General features: G+C 62.3%; 11 protein-coding genes. 7 read left to right on the top strand and 4 right to left on the bottom strand.

Going from position 1 to position 11,628, the window contains the following annotated elements:
- Positions 1-185: 185 nt before the first annotated feature.
- The 3 genes from AB4074_RS14250 to AB4074_RS14240 all read right to left on the bottom strand — a co-directional run bounded on the left by AB4074_RS14250 (position 186) and on the right by AB4074_RS14240 (position 2,901).
- Positions 186-575 (bottom strand): hypothetical protein, encoded by a 390-nt coding sequence (locus AB4074_RS14250; RefSeq protein WP_441413954.1) that lies wholly within the window; start codon positions 573-575, stop codon positions 186-188.
- A 269-nt stretch (positions 576-844) separates the two neighbouring features.
- Positions 845-2,290 carry a GntT/GntP/DsdX family permease gene (locus AB4074_RS14245; protein ID WP_441413960.1) on the bottom strand — a complete coding sequence of 482 codons (1,446 nt, stop codon included), beginning with the start codon at positions 2,288-2,290 and terminating at the stop codon, positions 845-847.
- Between the two features lie 62 nt (positions 2,291-2,352).
- Complete coding sequence (locus AB4074_RS14240; RefSeq protein WP_441413953.1) at positions 2,353-2,901, bottom strand: gluconokinase; 549 nt, start codon at positions 2,899-2,901, stop codon at positions 2,353-2,355.
- A 149-nt stretch (positions 2,902-3,050) separates the two neighbouring features.
- Between AB4074_RS14240 and AB4074_RS14235 the strand changes: the two genes are divergently transcribed.
- Positions 3,051-4,514 carry an MFS transporter gene (locus AB4074_RS14235; RefSeq protein WP_441413952.1) on the top strand — a complete coding sequence of 488 codons (1,464 nt, stop codon included), beginning with the start codon at positions 3,051-3,053 and terminating at the stop codon, positions 4,512-4,514.
- A gap of 7 nt (positions 4,515-4,521) precedes the next feature.
- Here AB4074_RS14235 and AB4074_RS14230 read toward each other — a convergent pair whose 3' ends face one another.
- Positions 4,522-4,776 (bottom strand): hypothetical protein, encoded by a 255-nt coding sequence (locus tag AB4074_RS14230; protein WP_441413951.1) that lies wholly within the window; start codon positions 4,774-4,776, stop codon positions 4,522-4,524.
- Between the two features lie 186 nt (positions 4,777-4,962).
- Between AB4074_RS14230 and AB4074_RS14225 the strand changes: the two genes are divergently transcribed.
- The 6 genes from AB4074_RS14225 to uxaC all read left to right on the top strand — a co-directional run bounded on the left by AB4074_RS14225 (position 4,963) and on the right by uxaC (position 11,594).
- Positions 4,963-5,808, top strand: a complete 846-nt coding sequence (locus AB4074_RS14225) for a sugar phosphate isomerase/epimerase family protein (RefSeq protein WP_441413950.1) — start codon at positions 4,963-4,965, stop codon at positions 5,806-5,808.
- 42 nt (positions 5,809-5,850) lie between these two features.
- Positions 5,851-6,858: a Gfo/Idh/MocA family protein gene (locus tag AB4074_RS14220; protein WP_441413949.1), complete on the top strand. Its 1,008-nt coding sequence runs from the start codon at positions 5,851-5,853 to the stop codon at positions 6,856-6,858.
- Positions 6,859-6,898: 40 nt separating this feature from the next.
- Positions 6,899-7,759: a sugar phosphate isomerase/epimerase family protein gene (locus tag AB4074_RS14215; RefSeq protein ID WP_441413948.1), complete on the top strand. Its 861-nt coding sequence runs from the start codon at positions 6,899-6,901 to the stop codon at positions 7,757-7,759.
- A gap of 24 nt (positions 7,760-7,783) precedes the next feature.
- Positions 7,784-8,950 (top strand): Gfo/Idh/MocA family protein, encoded by a 1,167-nt coding sequence (locus AB4074_RS14210; protein ID WP_441413947.1) that lies wholly within the window; start codon positions 7,784-7,786, stop codon positions 8,948-8,950.
- A 101-nt stretch (positions 8,951-9,051) separates the two neighbouring features.
- Positions 9,052-10,098 (top strand): LacI family DNA-binding transcriptional regulator, encoded by a 1,047-nt coding sequence (locus AB4074_RS14205; RefSeq protein WP_441413946.1) that lies wholly within the window; start codon positions 9,052-9,054, stop codon positions 10,096-10,098.
- A gap of 89 nt (positions 10,099-10,187) precedes the next feature.
- A complete protein-coding gene (gene uxaC / locus AB4074_RS14200) occupies positions 10,188-11,594 on the top strand; it encodes a glucuronate isomerase (protein WP_441413945.1) in 1,407 nt (468 codons plus the stop codon).
- Positions 11,595-11,628: the final 34 nt, after the last annotated feature.

Here is an 11,628-nt window from a genome sequence, read left to right as displayed (position 1 = left end):
TGGCCCGTCCCCGTCACTCGTCAAGCTCATCGCCGGTGCCGTCGGAGACAGCGGCCGTCAAATGGACAACGGCGGTTTGCCGCCCACCCAGATGCTCCCGTCGCTCCGCCCCGTGACCTCCGAATCGGGGGCCCCCGGCGTAAACCTTGTCAGGGAACTGGCTGCGCAAAAACCGTAGTCCGGCGTCACCTTTCGACGCCGAGGCGTGCGAATCCAAGGCTCTCACCAGTAAGCCTGCCATCACGTACCTTGAACGGATACAGCCGCCCGATATCCAATTCTTTGAGTCCTGCCGCCGGGAAAAGCGCCGAAACCGTATCGTCGAGTAAGAACGTTGCATCAGTTGACCCGTCTACCCGCCCGAACGACCCGCTGAAGCGCGCGGCAGACGATACGCGCAGCAGGTCGAACGATCCCAGGACCCTTCGCCCACGGAACCGAATGCCCAGACATCGCACACTTCCGGCTAAGAAGTCGTCTGCGGTGAAGCCCACCAGGATTTCGCCCTGGCCACGCAGATGCTCGCCCACGCGAACGGAGAGCATGATCTCCCGGTCGAAGTGGATCAGCAGCAACTGGTTCGGCCCTAGGTTGTTCTGTCCAAATCTTCCTGGAATCCGTGAGTCGTTGCGAAAACTCGCTCCGCCCATGGCTCTTCTCCCGCCTGAACACCGAGACATCTTCTTTCCTGCAAGCGTACGTCCGGAAAGTTGCGGCAATCTGAACTCCGCGTGAAGACTGGCGAAGTCCAGGCTATCTGCGCACACAGGGCCGACTCAAAGTCGTAAGCGAGGTGCGGAGGGGATTGGCCGAAACCAATGGAAGGCCGTCGTCCGGCTTGGGATCAGACGAAAACCGATAGCAGCAGGGTGAATCCGAATCCCACGACGGAAATTATCGTTTCCATAACCGACCAGGTCTTGATCGTCTGGCCTACTGTCAGTCCGAAGTATTCCTTGACCAGCCAGAAGCCCGCATCGTTGACATGGGAGAAGAACAGCGAGCCGGCACCGATGGCGAGCACTACCAGCGCTAGCTGAGCGGGCGACAAGCCGGTTGCCAGCGGTGCGATGATGCCAGCGGCTGTCACCGTAGCAACAGTCGCCGAGCCAGTGGCGAGGCGAATCAGCACTGCGATGATCCAGCCCAGCACCAGGGCCGACAGGCTGGCAGCTACCGCGATCTTGGCGATCGCGGTTCCGGTACCGCCGTCGACGAGTACCTGCTTGAAGCCGCCCCCGGCGCCGACGATAAGCATGACTCCGACAATCGGCAACAGGCTCTCGCCGATCTTCTTCGTCAGGATGGAGGCGGAGAAGCCGACCCGTGTACCGAAGGTCACCATTGCCAGAAGCACGGCCACGAGCAGGGCAAAGACCGGATCACCGATGAAGTCCAGGAAAGGACGGAGTGCGGCGCTCTTGTCCATCCAGATGTCTGCCCCGGCTTTGATCAGCATGAGCACCAACGGCGACAACAGGGTCACCAAGGTCCAGCCAAAGGACGGGCTGCGCGTTGCTTGCGGATCCTGTGCCTTGCCTACCGGCGAGTCGCGGTGTGAACTGGCGGCTTTCGCGCCGGGGCCTTGTGGCCTGGCCGGTTCAGCGTGCTCGCCGGATCCGACTGTGACTGCCAGGCCTGCGCCAGCGGCTCCGATCGGCACGATCCTTGCTGCGAGACGGCCAAAGAGGGGACCTGCGATGATGACCGTTGGAATGGCGATCAGCAGGCCAAAAGCAAGAGTCACACCGACATTGGCGTGCAGGATGCCGATCGCCGCCAACGGGCCCGGGTGCGGCGGGATGAACCCGTGGAGCACCGACAAGCCGGCCAGGGCCGGAATGCCAAGGCGCATGGCCGGACCCTTGGAACGGTGCACAGCCAGCATCACTACGGGAATGAGTAGCACGAGCCCGATCTCGAAGAACATGGGGATGCCGATGATGCCGGCGATGAGAGCCATCTTCCAAGGCAGCGTTGCGGGCCGACCATGGAGAAGCGTGTCGACGATTTTGTCCGCGCCGCCGGAATCAGCCAACAGCTTGCCCAGCATGGCTCCCAGCGCGATGAGCACACCAACGTAGCCCAGCACGCCGCCCACGCCGTTTTCGTAGGACGTGGTGACCTTGTCCAAGGCGATACCCGAGGCAATGCCGACGAAGAGGGCGCCGATGCTCAAAGCCAGGAAAGCATGCATCTTTGCCCAGACGATCAGTAAGACGACTATAGCGATGCCAATGGCCGCCACCACAAGTACTTGGGTGTCGTGGCCGTTCCACGGTTGATGCATCGCGTCCGTGGTTGCATCGGTGGCGGCCCCGGCGAAGGGCCTGTTGAGGATGGAGATTCCGTTCATGGTTCTCGTCCTGTTCCGCTCGGCCGCAGGCCGAACTTGTCCATGATTTGTTGGGCAATCACTCCTGGAGCCGGACCAACGTCTATCCGGATTCCGGGCTCACCCGGGGACAGTTCCTCAAGGTCCGCGAACTGACTCCCCAACATACTGGCGGGCATGAAATGGCCGTGGCGTTCGGCCAGCCGTGCGCTGATGGTCTCGGGCGTCCCGGACAGAAAAACGAAGACGACACCTGAACCTCGGCGATTGATGATGTTTCTGTAAGACCGTTTGAGCGCCGAACAAGTAATGACGCCGTTTTCCCCGTTATCCAGCCTCCGGTCGACCCACTCGGCAACCTTCTCGAGCCAGGGATATCTGTCCTCATCCGTGAGCGGATGTCCCGCAGCCATCTTGTCGATGTTTGTTTGGGGATGCAAGGCATCGCCTTCCTCGAAGGCCCAGCCAAGTCGACCGGCCAGGAGCGCGGCAACCGTGGACTTGCCGGAGCCCGAAACGCCCATGACAACCAGCACAACCGGTTCGGCCAGAGGGGGTGTCGCCATGTCAAGAGGGTCCATGGAGCCCATCTTGGCAGCACGTGGGCCTCTGTGCCATAGCGAATCGCAGCTGTTCTCTCGGCGCCCAGCGCCGGAGACGCTTCCGTCAACGGCATATACAAAGCATACTGATGATCTACTCAAGGAGGAGGGCCATGTCAGCAGTGAGAGGTGCAGCAAGCGACGTCATCGAAACGAACATCCCCGGCCGAATGGATCGCCTCCCTTGGTCCAGATGGCATTGGATGATCGTCATCGGTCTCGGCACCGTCTGGATCCTGGACGGACTCGAGGTCACCATCGTTGGGGCGATTGGCGACAGCCTCACGCAGCCGAATGGCGGTCTCGGCATGTCCACTGCGGACATTGGCGTGGCTGCCGCGGTCTATGTATCCGGCGCCTGCGTCGGGGCCCTCGTTTTTGGCCATCTCACGGATAGGTTCGGGCGGAAGAAGCTCTTCCTGCTCACCCTCGGGCTGTATTTGCTTGCCACCGTGGCGACTGCGTTCTCCCTGAACCCGATGTGGTTCTTCATTTGCCGCTTCTTCACCGGAGCGGGCATTGGCGGGGAGTACGCGGCGATCAATTCGGCGATAGACGAGCTCATCCCCGCCGCCCGTCGCGGCGTCGTGGATTTGGCCATCAACGGCTCTTTCTGGCTTGGGACGGCCTTCGGTGCGTCGCTCTCCGTGCTGTTGCTCAACCCAGCCTTCTTCGCGCCCGGCATCGGCTGGCGTCTCGCATTCGGCCTGGGGGCGTTTCTTGGCCTGCTGATCCTGCTCGTGCGGCGCAACGTGCCTGAGTCTCCGCGTTGGATGTTCATCCACGGCCGCGACAAAGAGGCGGATCAGCTCGTCCGCAAGATCGAGGACGACGTCGAGGAGGCCGCGGGGGAGAAGCTTTCCGAGGTCAACGAGACGCTCAAAGTCCGTCAGCGCAAGTCAATTGGCTTCGGCGTCATCATCAAGACGGCGATCCAGCGCTACCCGAAGCGGGTCGTCCTGGGTCTGTCGCTCTTCATTGGCCAGGCGTTTCTCTACAACGCGGTGTTCTTCACATATGCGCTCGTGCTGACAAAATTGCTGAACGTCCCCAGCGACCTTGCCCCATGGACGCTGGTCCCGATCGCTGTCGGCAATTTCCTTGGCCCGCTCGTCCTGGGCCGCTTCTTCGATAGCGTCGGGCGCCGCACGATGATTTCCGGTACCTACATCGCGTCAGGTGTCCTGCTTGCCATCACGGCGTTCGTCTTCTCCAGCGGAGCGCTTGATGCTTTCTGGCTCACCGCCTGCTGGATGGTGATCTTCTTCTTCGCTTCAGCGGGCGCCAGTTCCGCGTATCTGACAGTGAGCGAAATCTTCCCAATGGAGACCCGGGCCATGGCCATCGCGTTCTTCTACACCGTGGGCACCGGTATTGGCGGCATCATCGGCCCCATCCTGTTCGGTCGATTCGTTGGAGAGGGAATCCCGTCAGTGGCCTTTGGCTATGTCATAGGCGCAGTTCTGATGGTTGCAGCCGGCGTCGTCGAGATCGTATTCGGGGTTGAGGCTGCGAGGCGGTCGTTGGAGGACATCGCTGCCCCGATCACTGCCCAGACGGAGGGAGCGCCGGCCTGACGACGGCTCATTCGGGGCACTGTTCGATCTCGGACAGGAGCGGCAATTCTCGAACGGCAGCGGAGGAAGCAATCCAGCAAGCTGAAATCACGACGCCGGAGCTCGGGACGGCGAGTACGGCACCGGTCGGAAGGAACAGGGCCAGAACGCCGGACGGGGTTGCGCCTATCGGATCGATACCCCACGTGAGGACCCTGCTGGCGGAAGAGAATCTCCCGAGGGCTTCGTGGGGAATAAGAAGCAGCCCGATGAGAAACACCACTACCGGGAAACAAGCCAGTCGTCCTGTTTTGAGGTTGACGGACATCCGTCTGGAAGTTGCCAATATTTGGCAATCGGTTGTCAATCCGGTGCGTAGCTGACTAGACTCGAGGTGAACGCATGCCCGCGAACTAGCACTTGGCGCCATACGCCGCCATGCGGGCGAACGGATCCAAAGGAGATTTCCGTGACTGAAACCAATGCCGTGTGGAGCCTGTCCGGTTTCGGCGACGAAGTAGATCCCGATCCCGCGGTCCAGGCCGCCGTCTTGCTGGCCCTCGGTGCCGGCCATATTGAAGTGCGCAGCGCATGGGGCACCAATGTTTCAGAACTTGAGCCCGAAGCGGTCGAGCGGCTCAAGGCCATCCTGGACGAGAAGGGCCTGAAGGTTTCCGCAGTCGCGAGCCCCATCGGCAAGATCGACGTCAGTGTTCCAATGGAACATGAGCTCGCCCGGCTGCGCCAGATCACTTCAGTGGCCAAGGTCCTCGACACCAAGTACATCCGCATCTTCTCCTTCTACCGGGCCGAAGGGCAGAGCCACGAAGACATCCGCGATTCAGTCATGGAGCGCCTGACTGCACTCACGAACGAGGCGGCCGCGTCCGGCGTCGTCCTCCTGCACGAAAACGAAAAGGGCATCTACGGTGATACGCCCGAGCGAGTCCTGGACATCATGGAGACCGTCGCTTCACCCGCGCTGCGCGTGGCCTGGGACAGCGCCAACTTTGTCCAGGTGGGCGTCAAACCGTACACGGAGGCTTATGCCGTGCTGCGCCCCTACCTGGAGTACTTCCAGATCAAGGATGCAGTCGCCGGTACCGGTGAAGTAGTGCCTGCCGGCGAAGGCGACGGCGAACTGGACGCCACCATCGCCGCGCTCCAGGCCGATGGCTTTTCCGGCTTCTTTTCCCTCGAACCTCACCTTGCAAGCACCCACGAACTGGGCGGATTCTCCGGACCCGTAGCCTTCGGCGCTGCGGCGCGCGCCTTTGCGGCACTTGCAGCCAAGAACGGTGTTGCCCTCGCCTGAGGGCCTGTAGGTTCAAAGGAAAACATCTTTCAAGGGAGAAGAATGCCTACAGCAGCAGTCATCGGTTGCGGCGATGTGTCGAACGTGCACTTCGGAGCAATCGCCAAGATGGACGACGTTGAACTCGTGGCGGTCTGCGACACCGACGCCGGACGTCTCCAGGCGGCAATCGCCGCCTACGGCGCGGCCGGGTACGCGTACCACCTGGAGATGCTCGATGCGGTGAGGCCCGACGTCGTGCATATCTGCACGCCGCACCACCTGCATGCCTCACTGGCTGCAGACTGCCTTGAGCGCGGGGTGAGCGTGATTGTCGAGAAGCCGCTCGCCCACACTCTCCAAGAGGGGCGGCGGCTGGTCGAAGCGGCGGAACAGAGCACGGCGAAGATCGCCATGTGTTTCCAGAACCGCTACAACGCGACGTCGCAGGCCATGCGAAGACTGCTCGACGACGGCGGACTGGGTCAGGTTCTCGGCGCCTCGGCAACCGTGATGTGGCACCGGACGGCCGAGTATTACCGTGACAGGCCGTGGCGCGGCACCTGGGCTGAAGGAGGCGGCGGCCTCATGATGAACCAGGCCATCCACACGGTAGACCTGCTCCAGTGGTTGGTAGGTGACGTAACCAAGGTGGAGGGTCACGCCTCCACCCGCTCTTTGGGCGGCGTGATCGAGGTGGAGGACACTGCGGAATTCATTGCCGGGCACTCCAACGGTGCTACCAGCGTCTTTTACGCCACCCTGGCCAACGCCACCAATGCACCTGTCACGCTGGAAATCGTGACCGAAAAGGCCACCCTCAGCCTCAGGGGCGACCTTGTTGTCAGCTATGCCGACGGCACCGTGGAAACCATCCCGGAACGGTCCTTGGAATCGGGTGGGCGCGCGTATTGGGGCGTATCGCACGAGCTCCTGATCAAGGACTTCTACGCCAAGCTCGGGGATCCTGCGCCGTTCTGGATCAGCCCAGCGGAAGCCGAAAAGTCACTCAGGATCGTCAAAGACATCTATGCCCAGAGCTACCCGGAGATTTCCGGGCAAGTGGGCTAACCACCCGGCCCATGAAGGCCCGGAACTAATGGAGGACAAAGTGGCAAAAATCGGCGTACAGGCAATGATGCTGAAGGGCAGTTTTGCCGAAGCCGGGGCGTTTGAAACGCTTCGCAAGGTCAGCGCGATGGGGTACAACGCCGTCGAAATCTCCCAGATCCCGATGACACCGGAAAACGTTGCCGATCTGGACCGCTCCCGCAGCGAACTGGGCATGGACATCGCGGCGCTTTCGGTCGCCATGGAGACGCCCAAAGGCATGCCGGGGGACTCCCTCAAGGACCACTTCGACAAGATCGTTGACGACGCAAAGCGACTTGACACGCACCTCCTGCGGATTGGCATGATGCCGTTCCCGGCCATGAAGTCGATCGACGCCGCGGTGGACTTCGCGAAGCAAGCCAACGAATACGCCGATCGGCTCCGGGAGTACGGCGTCGGTTTGTACTACCACAACCACCACATCGAGTTCGCCAAGTTCGAAGGCAAATACATGCTGGACATCATTGCCGAAAACTCCCCGGCCATGGGCATGGAAATCGACGTGCACTGGGTGCAGCGCGGCGGCCTGGACCCTGTCCGGACCCTTGCCAAATACGCCGGACGTACTGCCATGGTGCACCTGAAGGACTATAGGATCGGCGAGTTGCCGGAGCAGGCCTTCGGGCTCCTGGAAACGGGGGACATCGCGGGTTTCATGGCCGAGTTCAAGAACGTGGTCCAGTTCGCCGAAGTAGGGGAAGGCAACCTTGACTTCCCGTCCATCATTCCCGCGGCCCAGGCTGCTGGCGCAGAGTACTTGCTCGTGGAGCAGGACGAGCTCTACGGCCGCACGGTGTGGGAAGCGCTGCAGACTTCCTACGACAACCTGGTGGCCATGGGCCACGCCGACCTCTTCTAATCCCACAACAACGGAGATCCACTCATGAGCAAGAAAGTACGCCTTGGCATCATCGGCCTGGGCCAGCAGGGCGGCACGTACGCCAAGTTCATCACTGACGGAATGGTCCCGAACATGGTGATCGGCGCGATCTGCGACACCGATTCCGCAAAGAAGGAACTGGCAGCCTCCCGGTACCCCGATGCGCCTTTCTATGACGACTACATCGCCATGCTTGAAAGCGGCGACGTCGATGCGATCGTCACGTGCGTGCCGCATTACCTGCACCCGGAAATGGGCATCGAATCGCTCAAGCGCAACATTCACGCCCTCGTGGAGAAGCCTGCAGGTGTCTACACCAAGCAGGTCAAGGAGCTCAATGAGTTCGCGGCCTCCAAACCCGAGCTTTCCTTCGGCATCATGTTCAACCAGCGCAACAACCCGCTCTACAAGAAGCTGAAGGAGATCGTCGACAACGGCGAGATCGGTGCCATCCGACGCACCAACTGGATCATCACCAACTGGTGGCGTCCGCAGGGCTACTACAATTCCAGCGAATGGCGCGCCACGTGGGGCGGCGAAGGCGGCGGTGTCCTGGTCAACCAGGCACCCCACCAGCTCGACCTGTGGCAGTGGATCTGCGGCGTGCCGAAGTCCGTCTACTCCAAGGTGGCGTACGGATTCCGCCGGGACATCGCCGTCGAAGACGAGGTCACCGCCGTCGTGGACTACGGCAACGGCGCCAGCGGCGTCTTCGTTACGGCCACGCACGACCTCGTGGGCACAGACCGCTTCGAGATCCTGGGTGATCAGGGCAAGATCGTGGTGGAAAACAGCAAGACCGCCACGGTCACCCGCCTGGTCAAGCCCGAGCGCGAACTCAGCGACGGCATGGACATGGACGACGTCCGCAAGCTCTTCATGGGCGAGTTGAAGGCCGAGGACTACTACACCACCGAGGTCATCGAGTTCGAGTCGGCCTGGGGCGGACAGCACGCGGGCGTCCTGGAGAACTTCGCGGCCAACATCCTGGACGGCACTCCTTTGTTGGCGCCCGGCTCGGACGGCATCAAGGGCGTCCGCCTGGCAAACGCCATCCACCTGTCGAGTTGGACCGGCAGGGAAGTCCCCCTGGACTTCGACGAGGACGAGTACATGCGCGAGCTCAACAAGCGCATCAGCGAAGAAGGCAAGTTCGCCGAGCGGTCCTAGATAGCGGGGCACTCAAGCAGGGCATTTAAGCAGGGCGGTCGCCGGCCGAATGGTTTGGCAACCGTCCTGCTTTTGTTGCCAAGCCAGATTACGATGGAGCCGTGACTGAAGCGACGAATTCCGGAGCAGCAACTTTCCCCGCCAAGCGTGGCCGCGGGGAGAAATCCTCGCCCACCATCTACGACATCGCGAGGCTCGCGGGAGTCAACCCATCCACGGTTTCGCGCGCGTTGAGCAAACCGGGCAGGGTCAGTGCCAAGACCCAGAAGATCATCGAGGATGCCGCCGAGCAGCTGAACTACCAGGTGAACCCTTTCGCCCGGGCACTTCCCACCGGCCGTACCCAGACGATCGGACTGATCGTCGCGGATATCACCAACCCGACGTTCTTCGACATTATCCGCGGTGCGGAAACCACGGGGTCCGCCCGGGACTACACCCTGGTGCTGGCCGAGTCTGCAGAGTCGCCTGAAACCGAACTCATTGCGGCCCGCAGGATGTTGAGCACGGTGGACGGCCTCATTTTGGCGAGTCCGCGCATGGACGACGAAAAGATCCGTGCCCTGGCCGCGGACAAGCCAGTGGTAGTGATCAACCGCGAAATAGAGGGAGTGCCATGCGTGGTCCCGGACGTCAACAAGGGGATTAACCAGGCCGTGCGGAGCCTCGCCGCCAACGGCCACCAGCAGCTCGCTTATGTTGCGGGGCCGCCGCAGTCCTGGATGTCGCGCCGCCGCTGGGAAGGCGTCCGAGCTGCCTGCGATTGGTACAAATTGGGGGCGGTCCGCTTGGAATCTTCCAAGCCAACCGTCGACGGCGGCCGCCAAGTTGCGCGCGACGTCCTGGCGAGTGGTGCGACGGCGGTGATCACCTACAACGATCTCCTCGCCATAGGCCTCATGCAGGAGCTTCAGGCCGCCGGCATACACGTCCCGGATCAGATCAGCATTGTGGGTTTCGACGACATCTTCGGGGCAGACTTCACGACGCCGGCGCTCACCACCGTGAGGTCGCCGTTGCGGGAGTGCGGTTCCCGCGCTGCCGCCCTCCTGCTGGACATGTTGCTCGGCCAGGATGGGCCCGCGGGAGCAGTTCGCGTGGACACGGAGCTCGTGGTGCGCGGCTCCAGCGGACGGCTGATCGCGTAGCTTCAAGCGATCCCCGGGGGAAGTTGCAACGACATGGCAATAGTTGGCAACCGGTTGACAGATTGATTCTTCCGACTGAAAATTGACCTATGTCACAGTCGATCGCAGCCAATCCTGACCGGCTCCTGCCCGCGGATCCCGGAACGCGCAGCATTGCGCGCTCCCTTCTGGAGCGCGTCCAGGACCTGCCCATCATCTCTCCGCACGGCCACGTTGACGCCGCCGTCATCGAGCACAACACGCCGTTCCCTGATCCGGCCGCGCTCCTGGTCAGCCCGGACCACTACGTCACCCGGCTGATCCACGCCAGCGGCGTCCCCATGGGTAAGCTGCTCTCGGGAGGCGCCAACCCCTCCGAATCGCGGGAGATCTGGCGGACTTTCGTCCAGGCCTGGCCCCTCTTCGAAGGCACTGCCTCCGGGTACTGGTTGCGTACGCAATTCGACAGCGTGTTCAAGCTCGGCGCGGACCTTGGCGAGATGCCTGCCGACGCCAGCTACGACGCCATTGCCGCCAAGCTCGTCGAGCCTGATTTCCGTCCCCGCCAGCTCTTCAAGGACTTCAACATCGAAGTCCTTGCCACCACAGACGATCCCCTGGACAGCCTCGCCAGCCACAAGGCCATCGCCGAGGACCCCTCCTTCAACGGCCGCGTGCTGCCGACCTTCCGTCCGGATGCCTACCTGAACATCGCCCACCCGGCGTGGAGTGCCAACGTTGAGCGGCTTGTCGATTCCGCCGGCGACGGCGCAACCGGTTATACCGGCTACCTCAAGGCCCTGGAAAACCGCCGTCGTTATTTCGTGGACCATGGCGCGGTCTCCGCGGACCACGGCGTCCTCACCCCGGCGACGCTCAAGCTGGATCGGAGCGACGCCGAGCGGATCTTCGAGCTTGCGCGCGCCGGCAAAGCCACGGCCGAGGACCGCAACACCTTCGAAGCCCACATGATGTACCAGATGGCCAGGATGTCCGTCGAAGACGGCCTGGTCATGACGATCCACCCGGGTTCCTTCCGCAACCACCACCAGCCCACCTTCGACGCCTACGGTGCGGACACCGGCCACGACATCCCGTTTGCCACCAACTACACCGAAGCCATCCGGCCATTGCTCCAAGACTTCGGGACGGCCAAGGACTTCCACCTGGTGCTGTTCACCCTGGACGAGACGGTGTTCTCCCGCGAACTGGCGCCGCTGGCTGGGTTCTACCCCTCCGTGTACCTCGGCGCTCCGTGGTGGTTCCTCGATGCACCGGATGCCATGCTCCGCTTCCGCTCCGCCGTTACCGAGACAACCGGCTTCTCCCGGTCCTCGGGCTTCATCGACGACACCCGCGCGTTTTGCTCCATCCCGGCCCGGCACGACGCCTCCCGCCGGATCGAAGCGTCCTTCCTCGCCCGCCTCGTGGCCGAGCACCGTGTCAGCGAAGACCGAGCCCATGAAATCATCGTCGACGTCGTCGACTCCTCACCCCGAAGGGTCTTCAAGCTGTGAGCAACGAACCCGAGCAAACTGCGGATCTTCCCCG

The organism is Arthrobacter sp. 2MCAF14 (genome assembly GCF_052115645.1).
Taxonomy (GTDB): Bacteria; Actinomycetota; Actinomycetes; order Actinomycetales; family Micrococcaceae; genus Arthrobacter.
The sequence above is the reverse complement of the archived record's forward strand: the minus strand, read 5'-3'. Positions and strand labels throughout refer to the sequence as shown.

What these genes read in the sequence shown, in the direction of transcription:
- AB4074_RS14245 (WP_441413960.1), bottom strand. Translation starts at nt 2,290, where the DNA reads ATGCATCAACCGTGGAACGGCCACGACACCCAAGTACTTGTGGTGGCG.
- AB4074_RS14240 (WP_441413953.1), bottom strand. Translation starts at nt 2,901, where the DNA reads ATGGCGACACCCCCTCTGGCCGAACCGGTTGTGCTGGTTGTCATGGGC.
- AB4074_RS14235 (WP_441413952.1), top strand. Translation starts at nt 3,051, where the DNA reads ATGTCAGCAGTGAGAGGTGCAGCAAGCGACGTCATCGAAACGAACATC.
- AB4074_RS14220 (WP_441413949.1), top strand. Translation starts at nt 5,851, where the DNA reads ATGCCTACAGCAGCAGTCATCGGTTGCGGCGATGTGTCGAACGTGCAC.
- AB4074_RS14210 (WP_441413947.1), top strand. Translation starts at nt 7,784, where the DNA reads ATGAGCAAGAAAGTACGCCTTGGCATCATCGGCCTGGGCCAGCAGGGC.
- uxaC (WP_441413945.1), top strand. Translation starts at nt 10,188, where the DNA reads ATGTCACAGTCGATCGCAGCCAATCCTGACCGGCTCCTGCCCGCGGAT.